The organism is Pseudomonas sp. FSL W5-0299, from assembly GCF_005930655.1.
In the GTDB taxonomy this organism is placed as follows: Bacteria; Pseudomonadota; Gammaproteobacteria; order Pseudomonadales; family Pseudomonadaceae; genus Aquipseudomonas; species Aquipseudomonas mandelii.
In genome coordinates this window covers 1-19,958 of the sequence record NZ_RXHX01000003.1, presented here as the reverse complement: position 1 = coordinate 19,958, position 19,958 = coordinate 1, and the positions used below count along the sequence as shown (strand labels likewise).

The window sequence follows — 19,958 nt, the reverse complement described above, 5'->3', positions numbered from 1 at the left end:
CTTCGCGAGCAGGCTCGCTCCCACATTGGATCTCGGTTGTTCACAAATCCTGTGGGAGCGAGCCTGCTCGCGATGGGGCCCCGTGAGGCCAACGATTACTGCCCGGAAAAACGCAATCGCGACAACTGTCGCAAATTCCCCTCGACATAATAATCATCCGTCCAACTGTCATCCGCCGCCAACGGCTGGACCTGCTTTAGCGCCAGTTTTTTCGCGTAATAGCGAAACCGGTAATGCTCATAAAACCGCAGCAACTCCAGACCATAACGGTCCGCCAGGTCGGTATCGCCGCGGATGATCAGGTAGTTCTCGTCATTGCTGTTGCTAGCAGCCGCACTGAGGTTATGACTGCCGCTGATGATCGTTGGCGTATCGCTGGTGAAATCCGTGACGATCGCTTTGGTGTGCACCAGCAGGTTGCCCTTCTGTCCTTCCTTGCTTTCCAGGAGCCAGCCTTCAATGCCGGTATTGAGCAACGCAACCGTGGTGAATTCGGCGCTACGGTCGGCATGAAACCCGGTGATCTTGCTCACGGAGTTCTGCAGGCCGTAGCGCAGAATGTCGTCGTGGGGCTTACCGAGCAATGCGTTGAGGATGGCATCGGGCAAGGTAAAGGCAGTGACGAACAGCAGGTCTTTCTTCGCCGCATTGATGATGTCGACGAACTCATGCAAGTCGCCCTGACCCGAGCGCGGGGAGAATCCGGCGAACAACGGTTGGCTCGGGTCCATCGGGTTGTGTTCGGTAATCCACTGCCGCGCGGCACCGACATCCGCCGGTGTGCCCCAGACCTGCTCGAACGTTTGCAGATAACGGGCGCCGACCCGAGCATCGTCCAGCACATGCACCACGTTGGCCTGACGGTAAATGCCGTTGGGCGTGAAGTTGGTGCTGCCGCAGAGCACGGCTTCAGGCTGACGCAGCCCCGCGGCATCGAACCGGCTCAGGACGATGAACTTGTTATGGAAAATACTGTGGGTGACGCGCCCGCGCTTGTTTGCCGCCGGGATCTTTTCCAGGCTGGCCTCGTTAAAGGCGGTGGTGTCTTCGCCCGGTTGCGCGTGATACAGAACGCGAACGTGCACCCCGCGCTCCCGCGCCGCGTTCACCGCCTCGACAATCACCGGTAACTGGTATTCGTAGATGGCGACATCCAGTGCCCACTCGCTGCCGACGGCACGCTCGATAAACCCCAGCAAACGCCCGAGCAGACCGTTTTCCAGCCATCGGCGCGGGGCATCGGGCCAGGATTCCAGGGGCAATCTTTCCTTGCCGCCAAGGAGCGCGTCGAGCTCTGGAAACTTGCGCTGGAACGCCTGGCTGGCGGCCACGGCGCGGTTGAAATTGACACTCTGGTTGCCGGGATGGCCGTCATCGGAAGTGACCGTCACCTCCAGGGATTCGCCCAGTTGCGGCGCATCGGCGCTGCCGTAGGCCAGATAGACACGGTATTGGATCGTCAGCCCCGGATTGACCGCGTAATCGGCCCAGCGAAATTTCTGCAAAGGCGCGATATTGCTGGGGGTGGCGTGGTATTGAGGGAAGGTATGGGTCTTGCCCGGGAACGTCAGGCTGTTGAAGAGAAATTGCCAGGGTTTGCTGCCCTGCTGCTTTTCGATGGCGAAACCCAGAAGACCTTTGCGGCGGGGTTCGGCCACATCCATGGCCAACAGCACGCCATTGGTGCCGGCATAGGCTTTGACGCGGAAATCGTTCTGATGGTTAACGGCAAGTGCGCGCATGATTCACTCCTTTGATCGAATGCACTCAGAGCATAGGGGAGCGATGCGGATTCACCATGATTCTCCGGGACCCGGGTGATGCCATCGGGTACAGGCTCGCTCGCACAAGGGATCTGCGGCGTAAACAAATCCTGCTCGCGATGGGGCCTTTGCAGACAACACAGTCCTCAGCCTGAAACCAGCTCATCAATGTGGCGATAATCCGCTTGCAACTCTGCTGCCATCTGTCTGGCCCGACCTAACCGAATCGGCCCGCGCTCGATATCAATCAATAACCCCGGGCAGTCCAGCACCGGCAACCCCGGCCAGTCCTTCAATCGCCCATCGGTCACCAGCAGCAGCCTTTGCTGTTCCGCCGGAAAGCGTTTTTTCCGTGCCGCCAGCCAACGCCCCGCTTCACCCAGCGCCGCCAACAACGGCGTGCCGCCGCCCGCACCCAGGCCATCGAGCCAGGCACGCAACCCCGCCGACGCTTTCAAGCCTTGCACCTGCCACTTCGGCGCCTGACCGCTGGCGGTCAACAAGGCCAGGCGCGCGCGTTGGCGGTACGCATCGTCGAACACTTGCGCAAGTAAACCCTTGGCATCGCTCAACGCCTGATGACGGCGTGTCGAGGCCGATGCGTCGACGATCACCAGCCACAGCTCATGGGAGGAGCGTGTGCGCAGGTGGAACAGCACATCTGTGCGTTGACGCGGCCGACCATTGAGCAAAGTGCCGGGCCAGTTGATCGAGCCACTGCGCGCAGCGTGACGCTTGCCCTGTTTACCGTTATCCAGTCGGCCTGCGCGGGGTCTGGCATTCGCCCCCGCGTCAGATCGAGGGCGAATGCCTAGGGCTTTTTTGGCCAGCTCGGCACTTCACGTCGGGCGCCAACCGGCAGGGCCTGAGCGGGCATTTCGCCCCATTGGCCCTGGCCTTCGCTCGGGCTGGAAGATTGCGCCGAGGGTGACTGATTGTGGGGCGGCGCTGTTGGCGATTGCTCGCGACGACGATGACGCAGGGCAAACTCGGCGACGGCGTCGATGTCTTCCTCGGCGATGGCGCCCGCCCCTCGCCATGCGGCGTGGGCACGGGCCGCGCGCAACCAGACCAGATCGGCGCGCAGGCCATCGACACCGGCGGCAAAACAGCGCTCGGTAATCTGCGCCAGTGCGGCATCATCCAGGGGGATGCTCGCCAATGCGCCGCGCGCCTTCTGGCAACGTTCACGCAGGGACTGCTGCTGGCTTTCCCACTCGACGCAGAAGCCCTGGGGATCGGTGTCGAAATCCAGACGCCGGCGAATAATCTGGCCACGCTCGATCGGTGCGGTGTGACCACTGAGGGCGACGTTCAGGCCAAAACGGTCGAGCAGTTGCGGACGCAGCTCGCCCTCTTCCGGGTTCATGGTGCCGATCAGGACGAACTTCGCCGAATGCCGATGGGATATACCGTCGCGCTCGATCAAGTTGGTGCCGCTGGCGGCCACGTCGAGCAACAGGTCAACGAGGTGATCGGGCAGCAGATTGACTTCATCGACGTACAGCACACCGCCGTCGGCCTTGGCCAGTACGCCGGGGGAAAATTGCGCCCGGCCTTCGCTCAGGGCGGCGTCGAGATCGAGGGTGCCGACCAGCCGTTCTTCGGTGGCACCGAGGGGCAAAGTGACGAATTGACCGCTGGCCAGCAAGTCCGCCAGGCCACGGGCGAGGGTCGACTTGGCCATGCCGCGCGGGCCTTCGATCAGCACGCCGCCGATTTTCGGGTCGATGGCGGTCAGGTAGAGGGCGAGCTTCAGATCGTCGGCGCCGACCACGGCGGAGAGCGGGAAATGCGGGGTGTCGGTCATCTTCAATACTCGGTCATGGTCTGTAGCAGGCACACTTTGTACCTGTAGGAGCGAGGCTTGCCCGCGAAGGCGTCTATTCAGTCGATATCACTATTGAATGTGAAGGCCTCATCGCGGGCAAGCCTCGCTCCTACGGGGTTTGCGGTGTATCAGCCGTCTTCTTCTATGTCCAGCAACAGGTTTTCCAGCGCCTCGCGATACGCGCCCGGTTCCTGCCACATTCCCCGCTGCTGCGCTTCGAGCATGCGCTCGGTCATGTCGCGCAGCGCATGTGGATTATGCTCACGCACAAAATCCCGGGTTGCCGGATCGAGCAAATACGCATCCGCCAGCAACGCATATTGATGATCGTCGATCAACTGGGTCGTGGCGTCGAACGCGAACAGGTTATCGACCGTCGCGGCCAATTCGAATGCGCCTTTATAGCCGTGACGCTTCACGCCGTCGATCCACTTCGGATTCGCCGCCCGGGAGCGGATCACCCGGTTCAACTCTTCCTTCAAGGTTCGGATCTTCGGCAAGTCCGGCTGACTGTGATCACCGTGGTAACTGGCCGCCGCTTCGCCGCTGAGGCTTTCCACGGCAGCGAGCATGCCGCCCTGGAATTGGTAATAGTCGTTGGAATCAAGCAGGTCATGCTCGCGATTGTCCTGGTTTTGCAGCACCGCCTGCACCTGGCTCAGACGCTGGGCGAATTGTTCGCGGGCGGCGGTGCCTTCATCGGACCCGCCGTAAGCGTAGCCGCCCCAGTTCAAGTAAACCTCGGCCAGATCTTCGCGGCTTTGCCACAGACGACCGTCGATGGCACCCTGCACGCCTGCGCCATAAGCACCGGGCTTGGCCCCGAAGATGCGCCAACCGGCCTGACGCTTGGCCGCGTCTTCATCAAGGCCCGATTGCATCAGTGCTTCACGTTCGGCGCGCACTTTGGCGGCCAACGGATTGAGATCGTCCGGCTCCTCCAGCGCGGCGACCGCTTGCACGGCAGCGTCGAACAGGCGGATCAGATTGGCGAAGGCATCACGAAAGAATCCGGACACGCGCAAGGTCACGTCCACCCGCGGACGGTCGAGCAAGCTCAGTGGCAGGATTTCAAAGTCGTCGACCCGCTGACTTCCGGTGGCCCAGACCGGACGCACGCCCATCAGCGCCATGGCCTGGGCGATGTCATCGCCGCCGGTGCGCATGGTCGCGGTGCCCCAGACGGACAGGCCGAGCTGACGCAGGTGATCGCCGTGGTCTTGCAGATGCCGTTCGAGAATCAGGTTGGCCGACTGGAAACCAATGCGCCACGCCGTGGTGGTTGGCAGGTTGCGCACGTCCACCGAGTAGAAATTGCGCCCGGTCGGCAGCACGTCCAGACGACCGCGACTCGGCGCGCCGCTGGGGCCGGCCGGGACGAAACGACCGCTCAGGGCATCGAGCAGGCCGCGCATTTCTGCCGGGCCGCAGGCGTCCAGGCGCGGGGCGACGACTTCGAGCAGGCTGTCGAGGATGGCGCGGACGTCGGACCAACCCGCTGGGAGTTTGTCGGAATGCTGCATCATCGCGCTGGATTGCGCAGCAGTCCCATTTTCCGGGTCCGCTTCGCGAACCAACGGGAGCAAGCTCCCTCGCCACAGAGGCTCGTTCCCATGAGGTTCGGCGTTGGTATTCAGAGTTTGCGCAATGAGTTGAGCTGCGAACAGTTCGAGGCGTTCGCGGGTATCCCCGGCGGTGCGCCAGGCCTCCTCGTTAAGCGATTGCAGTTCCACAGGACGCGGCCCCGCCCATGGCTCGGCCAACGCACAATCCAGCGGATCAAACCCCAGTTCAAACGCCTTGGCCAACGCCCGCAGCAGGCTTGATTGCGCCCCACGACCGTCGCCACGGGGGATGCGCAACAGCGCCAATAACGTATCGATGCGCAAGCGCCCGGTCGGCGACTCGCCAAAGATGTGCAGGCCATCGCGGATCTGCGACTCTTTCAAGTCGCACAAGTACGTGTCCAGCCGTGGCAACCAGATCGCCGCATCGACGTCACTGTTGAGCTTTTCGTCCAGTTGCAGTTCACGGTCGATGTGCGTGTCGCGCACCAGTTGCAGGATGTCGCGCTGCAACTCTCGGGCGCGGCGCGGATCGAGCAATTGCGCTTCGTAATACTCGTCGGCCAGCAGTTCGAGATTGCGCAGCGGGCCGTAGGTTTCGGCGCGGGTCAGCGGCGGCATCAGGTGGTCGATGATCACCGCTTGGGTGCGACGCTTGGCCTGGGCGCCCTCGCCCGGGTCGTTGACGATGAATGGATAAATGTTCGGCAGTGGCCCGAGCAGCGCATCCGGCCAGCAGTTTTCCGACAGCCCGACGCCTTTGCCCGGCAGCCATTCGAGGTTGCCGTGCTTGCCGACGTGGATCACGCCGTGGGCGCCATAGGTATGGCGCAGCCAGAAGTAGAACGCCAGGTAGCCGTGGGGCGGAACCAGGTCCGGATCGTGATACACCGCACTCGGATCAACCTGATAACCCCGCGCCGGTTGAATGCCGACGAAGGTCAGGCCAAAGCGCAGCCCGGCGACCATCATGCGGCCGTCACGGCACATCGGATCGCTTTCGGGCGTGCCCCAGCGCTCCAGCACCGCTTGCTGATTGGCTTTGGGCAATTGGTTGAACATCAGCCGATAGTCGTCCATCGCCAAACTTTGCGCGCAGGGACGCTGATCAAGGGTGTCGAGGTCGTTGCTGACGCCGCCAAGCAACTGTTGAATCAACGCAGTGCCGCTGTCCGGCAACCCGGCAGGCAGCGGATAGCCTTCGGTGTGCAGCGCCCGCAGGATGTTGAGCGCGGCGGCCGGGGTGTCGAGGCCGACACCGTTGCCGATGCGCCCGTCACGGGTCGGGTAGTTGGCGAGGATCAGCGCGATGCGTTTTTCGCTGTTCGGTACCCGGGCCAGATCGATCCAGCGCCGCGCCAGTTCGGCGACGAAATCCATGCGCTCCGGTTGCGCCCGATAGCACACCACGTCCGACTGACTGCGCTCGCTACGCCACGCCAGGTCCTTGAAGCTGATCGGCCGGCTGATGATCCGTCCGTCCAGTTCCGGCAACGCGATGTGCATCGCCAGATCACGGGGGCCGAGGCCCTGTTCACTGGCGAGCCAACCCGGCTCGTTGTCCTGGGCGCAGATCGCCTGGATTACCGGAATGTTGCGTCGAAACGGCCGCAGATGCGGCGCTTCGGGGCTGGATTGAGCGAAACCGGTGGTGTTCAAGATCACCCCCGCCTCGACGTCGTCCAGCAGGTCCTCGACCACCGTCAGGCAGCCGGGTTCTTTCAGACTGGCCACAGCAATCGGCAACGGATTCAAACCCGCCGCCTGCAAACGCTGGCAGAAAACATCGATGAATGCGGTGTTCGCCGCCTGTAAATGCGAGCGATAGAACAGCACCGCCGCCACCGGTTGACCGGCCTGCCAATCGGCTTGCCAATCGTGAAGGTCGGCGGGGCTCTTTTGCGGGTGGTATATCGCCGTGCGCGGCAGGGTTTGCGGCTCGGCCCAGGCGTAATCGCGATCCAGCCAGCGATTGGCCAGGCAGCGGAAAAAATCCAGGGCATTGGCCATGCCGCCCTGACGCAAAAACTGCCAGAGCCGGTCACGGTCGGCGGCGGCTACGGTGCTCAGGTCGCTGAGTTCCGGGTCCGGGCGGTCATCGCCAGGCACCAGAATCAGCTGAACACCGCGCTGGGACAGCTCCACCAGACGCTCGACCCCGTAACGCCAATAGGCGATGCCGCCGTGCAACGAAATCAGAATGACCTTGGCATGGCGCAACACTTCGTCGACATACAGGTCGACCGACGCGTGATTCTGCACTTGCATCGGGTTGGCCAGGCGCACGCTCGGGTAATCGTCCGGCAACTGCTGCGCCGCTTCGGCGAGCAGCGCCAGGCTGGAATCGCCGCTGCACAGGATCACCAGCTCGGCGGGGGTTTGTCCAAGGTCGGCAATGTTGTCATCCGACACGAAACCGCCGGGCTGGGTCCTGAGCAGGTGCATGGCTTAAACGCTGAGCGCGGCGCGCAATTGCGCTTCAAGCAGCGTGGCGTCCAGCTCCTGACCGATCAACACCAGACGCGTGCTGCGCGCTTCATCGATGCCCCACTGACGGTCGAAGTGCTTGTCGAAACGTGTGCCCACGCCCTGAATCAGCAAGCGCATCGGTTTGTTCGGAATCGCCGCGAAACCTTTGACCCGCAGAATGCCGTGCTGGACCACCAGTTGGGTCAGCGCGTCCAGCAGCAGGCTTTCGTCGGCTTGGGGCAATTCGATGGAAATAGAGTCGAAGGCGTCGTGGTCGTGATCGTCTTCACCTTCGTGGTGGTGATCGTGATGGCTGTGACGGCTGTCGATGTGTTCTTCGGAACCGGCACCGAGACCGATCAGCACGTCCAGTGGCACGCGGCCGCTGCTGGCTTCGATGACTTTGACGGCCGGTGGCAGTTCTTCGGCGACTTCCAGGCGCACCCGGGCCAGATCTTCAGGGCTGATCAGGTCGGCCTTGTTGAGGATCACCAGGTCGGCGCTGGCCAGTTGGTCGGCGAACAGCTCGTGCAGCGGCGATTCGTGGTCCAGGTTCGGGTCGAGTTTACGCTGGGCATCGACCCGATCCGGGAACGCGGCGAACGTGCCAGCGGCGACGGCCGGGCTGTCGACCACGGTGATGACCGCGTCAACGGTGCAAGCGCTGCGAATTTCCGGCCACTGGAAGGCTTGCACCAGCGGTTTTGGCAGGGCCAGGCCCGAGGTTTCGATGAGGATGTGGTCGAGATCGCCGCGACGGGCGACCAATTCGCGCATCACCGGGAAGAATTCTTCTTGAACGGTGCAGCACAGGCAGCCGTTGGCCAATTCGTAGACGCGGCCGTTGGCCTCTTCTTCGGTGCAGCCGATGGAGCACTGCTTGAGGATTTCGCCATCGATGCCCAGCTCGCCGAACTCGTTGACGATCACCGCAATGCGGCGGCCCTGAGCGTTGTCGAGCATGTGCCGCAGCAAGGTGGTTTTGCCCGAGCCGAGGAAGCCGGTAACGATGGTGACGGGGAGTTTGGCCAGTGTTTTCATCGGATGCCCTTTGGCAAGGTGGCGGGCATACGGGACGACAATCGCTGCGACGGATGCGCGCGCGGAAGAGTTCGCCACCGGATCACCCCGCCCGGTTGTAGTGAGAATCTGTGTCGAGGCAGGTCTCCTGGCTGACGGTGTGCCGGTCGATGGACCTGGCATTCGCTGCGCCTTCCCGCGAACCCGTTGCACAGGGTTTGCAGTGGCGTGGCAGCGAACATCACCGTTCACAGTTGCGGGGGCAGCCGCGGCATCGACCGCGTTCCCTTCTTAGCTTCGGCAAATGCCGAAGAACCTCGAAAGCGCAAGGCTACGCATGGTGTGGGGGCGGGTCAATGTCTTGTGGCGCTCTCACCGGCGCCTTCGCGGGCACGCCTCGCTCCTGCGGGACAGCGGTGCGTTTACAGGAGCGAGGCGTGCCCGCGAAGAATTCACCTGGCTATCGAATGAGAACCCATGCCAATTGACGTCAAACCCCCGCCCATGCTCTCCTACACGCCTTGTTACGGGTGCCCTTCACAGGGTGAAACGGGAAACCGGTGAATCATGTGCTTTACTCCAAGCCATGTCAGTCCGGTGCTGCCCCCGCAACGGTAAGCGAGCGAAGCGTCAGATCCACTGTGCCAGCAGTTCGGCATGGGAAGGTGATGCTTGCAGGTTCAGGCGCAAGCCTTGACCCCTCGTGAGCCCGGAGACCGGCCCGCAACACAAAGTGACCTTTACGTCACTGAATAACAAACCCGCGGTGGGCGGGCGCTGTTTGAACCTCTGCGCGCCCGACTCGCAGGGGTCTTCCATGCGCTCTATTCACCCGCTGACAGACCAGAGGGATGCGCCATGTCGATCATCAGCAGCACCGACCACAGCACCGCCAGTACCACCACAACCCTGAGCCAACGCCTGACCGCCGCCGTGTGTGCGTCGATCCTTGGCGCGTGCCTTGTGTATTTCGCTGGGTTCTCGCACATCGAAGCGGTGCACAATGCCGCGCACGACACCCGTCACAGCTCTGCCTTCCCGTGCCATTGAGACCTGTCGACATGATCAAGCGTATTGCGCAAACCGCAGGTTTCACAGGGCTGCTGGCCGCTCTGCTGCTGACCCTGCTGCAAAGTTTCTGGGTCTCGCCGCTGATTCTGCAGGCCGAGACTTACGAAAAATCCGAGCCGGCCGCTGTTGAAGTTCACGAACACGCCGCCGGTGCCGCCGCTCACACTCACGACGCCGAAGCCTGGGAACCGGAAGACGGTTGGCAGCGCGTGCTGTCGACCACGGGCGGTAACCTGGTGGTCGCCGTCGGTTTCGCCCTGATGCTCGCGGGCCTCTACACCTTGCGTGCACCGACCAAAACCTCCCAGGGCTTGCTATGGGGCCTGGCCGGTTACGCGACCTTCGTGCTGGCCCCAACCCTCGGCCTGCCGCCTGAACTGCCGGGCACTGCCGCGGCTGATCTGGCGCAACGGCAACTCTGGTGGATCAGTACAGCCGCCTCCACGGCGGTCGGCATCGCCTTGATCGTGTTCAGCCGTCACTGGCTGATGAAGATCCTTGGCGTGGCGATTCTCGCCGTTCCGCACATGATCGGCGCGCCGCAACCGGAAGTGCACTCGATGCTCGCTCCGCAAGCGCTGGAAGCGCAGTTCAAAATCGCGTCGCAGCTGACCAACGTCGCGTTCTGGCTGGCCCTGGGCCTGATCAGCGCCTGGTTGTTCCGCCGCAAAAGCGATGGCCAATACCACGCATGATTGATCCCCGCACAGCGCCGACTTTAGTCGTCGGCCTGGGCTGCCAGCGCGGCTGCCCCGCCAGCACGCTGCGGGCGTTGATCGATCAGGCATTGCAGGCTCATCAAATCGGACTTCACCAGATCAAGGCCCTGGCCAGTATCGACCTGAAGCGTGATGAGCCTGGCCTGGTCGAACTCGCCGAACAACTGGCGTTACCGCTGATGTATTTCAGCAGTGAGCAACTGGAAGGTTACAAACCGCAACTCAGCCATCATTCGGACATCGCGTTCGAACGCACCGGCTGCTACGGCGTGGCGGAAAGTGCCGCCCTGGCCCTCGCCGAACACTTGGCCCAAGCCCCGGCAAAACTGCTGATTTCGCGACAAAAATATGCCCAGGCCACCCTGGCATTGGCCTGCGTTGCGTAAGATCCCCGATAATCCCCGCCTTCGATCATGAGTAATCTTCATCTGAAGCCTAGCCCAAGCCCCTTTTCTGACAGACTCTTTATTCAAAGGAACGGACGATGACCGTCTACTTCATTGGCGCAGGTCCCGGCGACCCGGAACTGATCACCGTCAAAGGCCAACGGCTGATTCGCAGTTGCCCGGTGATCATCTATGCAGGCTCTTTGGTGCCCGCCGCCGTGCTCGAAGGCCATGGTGCCGAACAGGTGGTCAACAGCGCCGAATTGCACCTGGAGCAAATCATCGAACTGATCAAGACCGCCCATGCCAACGGCCAGGACGTGGCGCGGGTGCATTCCGGTGATCCGAGTCTTTACGGCGCGATTGGCGAGCAGATTCGCTGTCTGCGCGAACTCGGGATTGCGTTTGAAATCATCCCGGGGGTCACGGCGACTGCCGCGTGTGCGGCGCTTTTGGGGGCTGAACTGACCCTGCCCGACATTTCACAGAGTGTGATTCTGACCCGCTACGCCGACAAAACCGTGATGCCGGCCGGTGAAGAACTGGGGAGCCTCGCCCAGCACGGGGCGACCATGGCGATTCATTTGGGGGTCAATCATCTGGAGAAGATCCTGGCGGAGTTGCTACCACATTACGGCGCCGACTGCCCGATTGCGGTGATTCACCGGGCGACCTGGCCGGATCAGGATTGGGTGGTGGGGACGATTGCGGACATTGCCGCGAAGGTTGAAGCCAAGGGATTTCGCCGCACGGCGTTGATTCTGGTGGGTCGGGTGTTGGGCAGTGATCAGTTCAGCGAGTCGTCGCTGTATCGCGCCGGGCATGCACATCTCTACAGGCCATAGGGTCCTCCCACATTGGATCTGCGGCGGAAACAGATTGGGTATCCAATGATAGTCCCCTGTGGGAGCGAGCCTGCTCGCGATGGGGCCAGTGAATTTCACCCATAAAAAAACGGCACTCACGGGTGCCGTTTTTTCATTTCGCAGCGAACACCTTACTTAGTAGTAGGCGTTTTCTTTCTGCGTGTGGTCAGTCACATCGCGTACACCCTTGAGCTCGGGAATGCGCTCGAGCAAGGTGCGCTCGATGCCTTCGCGAAGGGTGACGTCTGCCTGGCCGCAGCCCTGGCAACCGCCGCCGAATTTCAATACGGCGATGCCGTCTTCGACCACATCAATCAAGCTGACCTGACCGCCGTGGCTGGCCAGCCCCGGATTGATTTCGGTTTGCAGGTAGTAGTTGATGCGCTCGTTGACCGGGCTGTCAGCGTTGACCATCGGAACTTTGGCGTTGGGCGCCTTGATCGTCAGTTGGCCGCCCATGCGGTCGGTGGCGTAGTCGACGACCGCGTCGTCCAGGAAAGCTTCGCTGAACGAATCGATGTAAGCGGTGAAGCTTTTGAGCCCCAGCGCGGTGTCTTCAGGTTTCTCTTCGCCCGGCTTGCAGTACGCAATGCAGGTTTCGGCGTACTGGGTGCCAGGCTGGGTGATAAAGACGCGGATGCCGATGCCCGGGGTGTTCTGCTTGGAGAGCAGATCAGCCAGATAATCGTGTGCGGCGTCGGTGATGGTAATAGCGGTCATGGAAACTCCTCGCAGGCTTGGGCGCAGTTTACGCCAATCATCGCGCCGTACAAAGTCCTAGTATTTTTGTCGGGAAAGAGCCGGAACAGCGTTTCTTGCCGATTCGCCGTCGATCCACTCTTTAAGCCACCGATAGCTGCATTTTTCTACATATTCGTAACTTGCCCAGGAAGCCACGCCGATGGTCACCACACAAATGGCGAACATCACGTAGGGATTTACCCCATAACGCTGCGCGACAAATCCGCCGACAGACAGCACCAGCACATGCATCAGGTAAACCGAATAGGAACAATCGCCAAGCACCTTGAACAGACGGGTGTTTTCGAAAAAGCGTTCCAGCGCCATGCACGCCATCACCAACACCGCACCGGGCACGCCCCAGGCCAGGAAGCGTGGCTGCGGTGCCAGGTTATAAATCGCCAGCAACGCGCCGCCAATCCCCAGCAAGGGCAACCAGACACCGGGCTTGATCCAGCCGCGCCGGTAGATCATGCCGATGGCGATCCCCAGCAGAAACTCATAAACAATGTCCGAGCGGTAGAACTCGCTGATCCAGCCATAACCGGTCCACGCCTGGCACACCGCAAACAGCAACGCCGCGACGATCAGCAGCCGAACCTGCAAACGGAACAGCAATGCCCAGGCAAACAGCACGTAGAACAGCATTTCGTAATTCAGCGTCCAGCCGACATTGAGGGTCGGATAGATGCCGTAGCCACCGGGGTTTTGCGTGGGAATGAATAACAGCGACAGCAGGACATGTGACCAGTCGACCGTCTGATCCGGCAACACAGGCTGTGCGAACACGACCACCAGCGCCATCAGCACCGTGTACAGCCAGTACGCCGGAACGATGCGAAACAGTCGATACAGGAGAAACCGTGCAGGTGGCAGCGATTTCCCTTCGGTGGACAGGAAGATCACCAGGCCACTGATGACGAAAAAGATATCAACGCCCACCGCGCCCTTGTCGATGAACATCTGACCCACGGGACCACGGGCCTTGAAGTCGAAGAATATCTGCATGAAATGGTGGCAGACCACCGTCCATGCCGCGACGGCGCGCAGTGCCTGTACTGAAATCAACATCGGCGCCCCTCCGATCGCACTTCACACATCACCGCAGATCCCTGTAGGAGCGAAGCTTGCTCGCGAAGGCGATCGACCGGCCAACAATGATGTTGAATGTACCGGCCTCTTCGCGAGCAAGCTTCGCTCCTACAGGGGAATGGCGGTGCCTATTGAGTCCGACACCGACCAGCAGTCAAAGGTCGATCAAAGATTCTCGTACCGGTTCATATCCAGCACGCCCTCTTCCACCGGCTCGGTTTCGTGGATGTAGCGACTCAGGTCATGGAAGTAGAACCAGAACTGCGGATGGCTGCGGCGAATGCCCCAGCGTTCGACGATTTTCTCGAAGCGGTGCGCATCCTTGGCGTTTTCCATCGCATCGACGAACGCCGGCACCTGGTCGGCGGGTATGTTGAACATGAAGTTGGGGTAGCTGCTGAGCACGCCCGGGAAAATGGTCAAAGTGTCGAGCCCAGGCTGATAGCGCAGCGATTCACCGAGCAGGAAGGCCACATTGCTGTGGGCCCGATTGCGCAGCAGGCTGTAGACCTCGCGCTTGCCGCTCGCCGTCTCGATGCGCAGCACAGTCGCTTCCGGCAACTGATCAATGACCTTCAAACCGGCCGCCGGGCGTGACGTCAGGCGACTCAAGGCTTGCTCGGCACTCTGCAACGCCGGGTCGATGTTCGGTCGCGAACAGTAAGCGCCGTCGCAACGGTTGATCGGATCAGGCTTGGCATCGAGCTCGCCATAACGGGCCAGCAGCTGCATCGCGAAGTCGCGCTTGGGGTCCTTTTCATCCAGCTTCAGGGCCGTCGGCGTGTCACTGTCGATGGACTCGTAATCCAGCCACATTTTGAATTTGCCACCGCGTTGATACCAATCATCGAGGTAATCGTCCCGCGAATCGGCCGGCATCAAGCGCAGGAAATTCTGCTCGGCGCCGTTGCGGATCAGGTCGAAGTACAAGCGTGTCTGGGCCTGGTGAGACACGTTGCCGAACACGTCGAAGTTGACCACCAACTGATAATACGTGCGTTCCAGCAGCGGATAGTCAAACAGCCAGATGGTTTGCGGCACGTCGCCGATCAGGCCCTTGTTCACCGACGCGCTGTCGAAATGCCGAAAGATGCTCAGCAACGCGTTGTCGTTGCCTGCCCACAGGGTCGACCAGCTCGGCGCCGGCAGATCGGCGTAGTTGTCCCGGCGTAGCGCTTCGTACTCGTTGCGCTTGTCGCGGTAGTCATGCCACAGGCTCAGGACGCTGCCGACATCGTCGTTTTGTCCCGGCATCGCCAACAACGGCGTGGCCTGGCCGCGGTAGTTCGGGTCGGTGATGTAGAGGTCATGTTCCGGCGCCTGGAACAATGCCCAGAAGTTGTCACGAATCACGTCCGTGGCGATCTGGCCACGGCAGACCGGACCGCGAATGAAGGTACGGACGAAGTACTCGGCGTTATCGAGCATGAACTGATAACGCGCCTGAGCCGGGATCGCTTCAAACGTACTGAACGGATTGGCCCGGCGCTCCGGCCCGTATCCGGGCAAGGCATCGACCTGCCAGTTGCCGCTGTAAAAGAGTGTTTTGATCCGCGCCATCTTCGACGCGCTCAGCGGATAAGTGATGTGGGTCTTGTGCACGATCACGCCCTGCACCGGCCACAAACGGTAATAAATCCGAGTGCCCGGATCATCATTCGGCCGGCGCGTATCGATCAGGTCGATGGGCTGCCCCGTCGGGGTGCGTGAACGGACCCATTGGAAGAAATGCCCCGGCTCACCGTCCTTGAAGTAAATATGGGCGATATACCAATGCTCGAATAACCAGCGACCGACCAGACTTTCCCGGGCACCCGGGGCGTTGAGCAGGCTTTCCCACTGCACCACCTGCATGGCCTCTTTCGCGCTAGGGACCAGGCCTTGCTCATCGATGGACGCACCCGAAGCCAGCCAGCGCTGGAGCGTCTGGTATTGCTGGTCGGTCAGGCCGGTGACGGCCAGCGGCATGCCTTCTTTCGGGTGGGTACTGGCGTAGCCGTCGAACTCCGCCGGCATGGCGCACATGTTTTCCCGGTTGAGGCCCAGGACGATGTCTTCCGGCAACCTGGCGTTGGGTTGCAACGGGGTTGTGTGGCCCAGTTCCAGCATTAGCGTCATCAACGCCGCCTGGCTGCCTTGGGCGTCAAGTACCGAATAGAAGCCTTTCTGCTGCCAGGCACGCTTGCCGAAAGCGTCATAAAACAACCGGGTCGGCGCCGCGGCCTGACTGCGTTCGCCGTCGTAAACCGGGGATTTGGTCCCGCCACGCGCCGCCCCTTCGCCGCTGCCCAGATTGAGCTGACAGGCGGAGTCGTAGCAGGCATGGCAGGCCACGCACTTTTCGGTGAAGATCGGTTGAATGTCACGTGTGTAGGAAATCGCCGGACCCTGCGCAGCGGCATCCCAGCTTATAAGCAGCATAAAGATGCTGGTGATGACGCGATACGACATGTCCCTGGTCCTGATCCTGAAAAAACGCCGCGATTCTACCGGTCTCGCCCCCTCACCAACATGAGCGATATTCATGCAAAACCGGAGCATGCTCTAAAAGCGCACAGGTTTGCTATTATCCCGGCCCTTCGTCATGGTCTTTTCGAGTAGTCCCAATGTCCGATCGCAGCGTTCGCCTTCAAGCTCTCAAGCACGCCCTCAAAGAGCGCATCCTGATTCTCGATGGCGGCATGGGCACGATGATCCAGAGCTACAAGCTCGAAGAGCAGGATTACCGGGGCAAACGCTTTGCTGACTGGCCAAGCGACGTCAAAGGTAACAACGACCTCTTGGTGTTGACGCGCCCGGACGTGATCGGGTCGATCGAGAAAGCCTACCTGGATGCCGGCGCCGATATTCTGGAGACCAACACGTTCAACGCCACCCAGGTTTCCCTGGCCGACTACGGCATGCAAGGCCTGGCATATGAGTTAAACGTAGAAGGCGCGCGCCTGGCACGCAAGGTGGCCGACGCAAAGACACTGGAAACGCCGGACAAGCCGCGCTTCGTCGCTGGCGTGATCGGGCCGACCAGCCGCACCTGCTCGCTGTCACCGGACGTGAACAACCCCGGCTACCGCAACGTGACGTTCGATGAATTGGTGGAAAACTACACCGAGGCCACCAAAGGCCTGATCGAAGGCGGCGCCGACCTGATCCTGATCGAAACCATTTTCGACACGCTGAACGCCAAAGCCGCGATCTTCGCCGTGCAGGGTGTGTTTGAAGAGTTGGGTATCGAACTGCCGATCATGATTTCCGGCACCATTACCGACGCCTCCGGCCGAACCCTGTCCGGCCAGACCACCGAAGCGTTCTGGAACTCGGTCGCCCACGCCAAGCCGATCTCGGTCGGCCTGAACTGCGCCCTCGGTGCCAAAGAATTGCGCCCGTACCTGGAAGAACTGTCAAACAAGGCTGGCACCCACGTTTCGGCACACCCGAACGCCGGCCTGCCGAACGAATTCGGCGAGTACGATGAGCTGCCAGCGGAAACCGCCAAGGTCATCGAAGAATTCGCCCAGAGCGGTTTCCTCAACATCGTCGGCGGCTGCTGCGGCACCACGCCAGGCCACATCGAAGCCATCGCCAAAGCCGTGGCCGGTTATGCACCACGTGTCATTCCGGAAATCCCGAAGGCTTGCCGCCTCTCGGGCCTGGAGCCGTTCACCATCGATCGCAGTTCGCTGTTCGTCAACGTCGGCGAGCGCACCAACATCACCGGCTCGGCGAAATTCGCCCGCCTGATCCGTGAAGACAACTACACCGAAGCGCTGGAAGTGGCCCTGCAACAGGTTGAAGCCGGTGCCCAGATCATCGACATCAACATGGATGAAGGGATGCTCGATTCGAAGAAGGCCATGGTGACCTTCCTCAATCTGATTGCCGGTGAACCGGACATCTCCCGTGTGCCGATCATGATCGACTCCTCGAAGTGGGAAGTGATCGAAGCCGGCCTCAAATGCATTCAGGGCAAGGGCATCGTCAACTCGATCAGCATGAAAGAAGGCGTCGAGCAGTTCATTCACCACGCCAAACTGTGCAAGCGCTATGGCGCCGCCGTGGTCGTGATGGCGTTCGACGAAGCCGGCCAGGCCGACACCGAAGCGCGCAAGAAAGAGATCTGCAAACGCTCCTACGACATTCTGGTCAACGAAGTCGGCTTCCCGCCGGAAGACATCATTTTCGACCCGAACATCTTCGCCGTGGCCACCGGCATCGAAGAACACAACAACTACGCTGTGGACTTCATCAACGCCTGCGCCTACATCCGCGACGAACTGCCCTATGCGCTGACCTCGGGCGGCGTGTCCAACGTGTCGTTCTCGTTCCGCGGCAACAACCCGGTGCGCGAAGCGATTCACTCGGTGTTCCTGCTGTATGCGATCCGCAACGGCCTGACCATGGGTATCGTCAACGCCGGTCAGCTGGAGATCTACGACCAGATCCCGGCCGAGCTGCGCGACGCGGTCGAAGACGTGGTGCTCAACCGCACGCCGAACGGCACTGACGCCCTCCTCGCCATCGCCGACAAATACAAGGGCGACGGCAGCGTCAAGGAAGCCGAGACCGAAGAGTGGCGCAACTGGGACGTCAACAAGCGTCTGGAGCATGCGCTGGTCAAGGGCATCACCACGCACATCGTGGAAGACACCGAAGAATCGCGCCAGTCGTTCGCCCGCCCGATCGAAGTGATCGAAGGCCCGCTGATGTCCGGCATGAACATCGTGGGCGACCTGTTCGGCGCCGGCAAAATGTTCCTGCCGCAAGTGGTGAAATCCGCCCGTGTGATGAAACAGGCCGTGGCCCACTTGATCCCGTTCATCGAACTGGAAAAAGGCGACAAGCCGGAAGCCAAGGGCAAGATCCTGATGGCCACGGTGAAAGGCGACGTGCACGACATCGGCAAGAACATCGTCGGTGTGGTGCTCGGCTGTAACGGCTACGACATCGTCGACCTCGGCGTGATGGTCCCGGCGGAGAAGATCCTGCAAGTGGCCAAGGAGCAGAAGTGCGACATCATCGGCCTGTCCGGTCTGATCACGCCTTCGCTGGATGAAATGGTCCACGTGGCCCGCGAGATGCAGCGTCAGGATTTCCATCTGCCGCTGATGATCGGTGGCGCGACCACCTCCAAGGCGCACACGGCGGTCAAGATCGAACCGAAGTACAGCAACGATGCGGTGATCTACGTCACCGACGCCTCCCGCGCCGTGGGCGTGGCGACGCAGTTGCTGTCCAAGGAGTTGAAACCGGCGTTCGTCGAAAAGACTCGCCTGGAATACATCGACGTTCGCGAGCGCACCGCCAATCGCAGCGCCCGCACCGAACGCCTGAGCTACCCGGCCGCCATCGCCAAGAAGCCGCAGTTCGACTGGAGCACTTATGTGCCGGTCAAACCGACCTTTACCGGTTCCAGGGTGCTGGACAACATCGACCTCAAGGTTCTGGCCGAATACATCGACTGGACGCCGTTCTTTATCTCCTGGGACCTGGCCGGCAAGTTCCCGCGCATCCTCCAGGACGAAGTAGTGGGTGAAGCAGCAACCGCATTGTATGCCGATGCCCAGGAAATGCTCGCCAAGCTGATCGACGAGAAACTCATCAGCGCCCGTGCGGTGTTCGGCTTCTGGCCGGCCAACCAGGTGCGTGAGGATGACATCGAAGTCTACGGCGATGACGGCAAGCCGATTGCCAAGCTGCATCACTTGCGCCAGCAGATCATCAAGACCGATGGCAAGCCGAACTTCTCCCTCGCCGACTTCGTCGCGCCGAAGGACAGCGAAATCACCGACTACGTGGGTGGATTCATCACCACGGCCGGGATCGGCGCCGAAGAAGTGGCCAAGGCTTATCAAGACGCCGGCGATGATTACAACTCGATCATGGTCAAGGCACTGGCCGACCGACTGGCCGAGGCGTGTGCCGAGTGGCTGCACCAGCAGGTGCGAAAAGAACACTGGGGTTACGCCAAGGACGAGACGCTCGACAACGAGGCGCTGATCAAAGAGCAATACACCGGCATCCGCCCTGCCCCGGGCTACCCGGCCTGCCCGGATCACACCGAGAAAAGCACCCTGTTTGCCTTGCTCGACCCCGAGGCCAGCGAAATGCAGGCCGGCCGCAGCGGCGTGTTCCTCACCGAGCACTATGCGATGTTCCCGGCGGCAGCGGTCAGCGGCTGGTACTTCGCTCATCCGCAGGTGCAATATTTTGCGGTGGGCAAAATCGACAAGGACCAGGTGCAGAGCTACACATCGCGCAAAGGGCAGGAACTGAGCGTGACCGAACGCTGGCTGGCGCCTAACCTCGGTTACGACAACTAACCCAGGCGCCTGGCCACAATATTGTGGCCAGATGAGCCCCCTGTGGGAGCGAGCCTGCTCGCGAAGGCGTTATAACGTTCAACGAAGATGTTGAATGTTATGGCCAATTCGCTAGCAG

General features: G+C 61.2%; 13 protein-coding genes and 2 riboswitches. Of the genes, 5 read left to right on the top strand and 8 right to left on the bottom strand.

Features of this window, described 5'->3' with window-relative positions:
• Positions 1-95 precede the first annotated feature (95 nt).
• From FHL16_RS05640 to cobW, 5 genes are all read right to left on the bottom strand, one after another.
• On the bottom strand, positions 96-1,742 hold the full coding sequence (locus FHL16_RS05640; protein ID WP_077747688.1) for a phospholipase D-like domain-containing protein: 1,647 nt from the start codon (positions 1,740-1,742) through the stop codon (positions 96-98).
• Between the two features lie 167 nt (positions 1,743-1,909).
• Positions 1,910-2,521: a vWA domain-containing protein gene (locus FHL16_RS05635; RefSeq protein WP_077747687.1), complete on the bottom strand. Its 612-nt coding sequence runs from the start codon at positions 2,519-2,521 to the stop codon at positions 1,910-1,912.
• A 53-nt stretch (positions 2,522-2,574) separates the two neighbouring features.
• Entirely contained in the window at positions 2,575-3,573 is a 999-nt protein-coding gene (locus tag FHL16_RS05630; RefSeq protein WP_077747686.1) for an ATP-binding protein, read from the bottom strand.
• A 149-nt stretch (positions 3,574-3,722) separates the two neighbouring features.
• Complete coding sequence (gene cobN, locus FHL16_RS05625) at positions 3,723-7,604, bottom strand: cobaltochelatase subunit CobN (protein ID WP_077747685.1); 3,882 nt, start codon at positions 7,602-7,604, stop codon at positions 3,723-3,725.
• Positions 7,605-7,607: 3 nt separating this feature from the next.
• Positions 7,608-8,669 (bottom strand): cobalamin biosynthesis protein CobW, encoded by a 1,062-nt coding sequence (cobW, locus tag FHL16_RS05620; protein WP_010460907.1) that lies wholly within the window; start codon positions 8,667-8,669, stop codon positions 7,608-7,610.
• A gap of 100 nt (positions 8,670-8,769) precedes the next feature.
• Positions 8,770-8,983, bottom strand: a riboswitch (cobalamin riboswitch).
• 176 nt (positions 8,984-9,159) lie between these two features.
• A riboswitch (cobalamin riboswitch) is annotated at positions 9,160-9,387 on the top strand.
• A 119-nt stretch (positions 9,388-9,506) separates the two neighbouring features.
• Here cobW and FHL16_RS05615 point away from each other — a divergent pair.
• From FHL16_RS05615 to cobM, 4 genes are all read left to right on the top strand, one after another.
• Positions 9,507-9,698 carry a CbtB domain-containing protein gene (locus FHL16_RS05615; protein ID WP_010460909.1) on the top strand — a complete coding sequence of 64 codons (192 nt, stop codon included), beginning with the start codon at positions 9,507-9,509 and terminating at the stop codon, positions 9,696-9,698.
• A gap of 11 nt (positions 9,699-9,709) precedes the next feature.
• Complete coding sequence (locus FHL16_RS05610) at positions 9,710-10,414, top strand: CbtA family protein (RefSeq protein ID WP_077747684.1); 705 nt, start codon at positions 9,710-9,712, stop codon at positions 10,412-10,414.
• A complete protein-coding gene (locus FHL16_RS05605; protein ID WP_010460913.1) occupies positions 10,411-10,824 on the top strand; it encodes a cobalamin biosynthesis protein in 414 nt (137 codons plus the stop codon). The genes FHL16_RS05610 and FHL16_RS05605 overlap by 4 nt, the downstream gene beginning before the upstream one ends.
• Positions 10,825-10,922: 98 nt before the next feature.
• A complete protein-coding gene (gene cobM / locus FHL16_RS05600; protein ID WP_077747683.1) occupies positions 10,923-11,669 on the top strand; it encodes a precorrin-4 C(11)-methyltransferase in 747 nt (248 codons plus the stop codon).
• Positions 11,670-11,825: 156 nt separating this feature from the next.
• On the opposite strand, the gene nfuA is transcribed toward cobM, so the two are convergent.
• From nfuA to FHL16_RS05585, 3 genes are all read right to left on the bottom strand, one after another.
• Positions 11,826-12,410: a Fe-S biogenesis protein NfuA gene (gene nfuA, locus FHL16_RS05595; protein WP_007898222.1), complete on the bottom strand. Its 585-nt coding sequence runs from the start codon at positions 12,408-12,410 to the stop codon at positions 11,826-11,828.
• Between the two features lie 57 nt (positions 12,411-12,467).
• Positions 12,468-13,502, bottom strand: a complete 1,035-nt coding sequence (locus FHL16_RS05590) for an acyltransferase family protein (protein ID WP_077747682.1) — start codon at positions 13,500-13,502, stop codon at positions 12,468-12,470.
• A 186-nt stretch (positions 13,503-13,688) separates the two neighbouring features.
• Entirely contained in the window at positions 13,689-15,974 is a 2,286-nt protein-coding gene (locus FHL16_RS05585) for a fatty acid cis/trans isomerase (RefSeq protein ID WP_077747681.1), read from the bottom strand.
• A gap of 155 nt (positions 15,975-16,129) precedes the next feature.
• Between FHL16_RS05585 and metH the strand changes: the two genes are divergently transcribed.
• Positions 16,130-19,840, top strand: a complete 3,711-nt coding sequence (gene metH / locus FHL16_RS05580) for a methionine synthase (protein WP_077747680.1) — start codon at positions 16,130-16,132, stop codon at positions 19,838-19,840.
• Positions 19,841-19,958 lie beyond the last annotated feature (118 nt).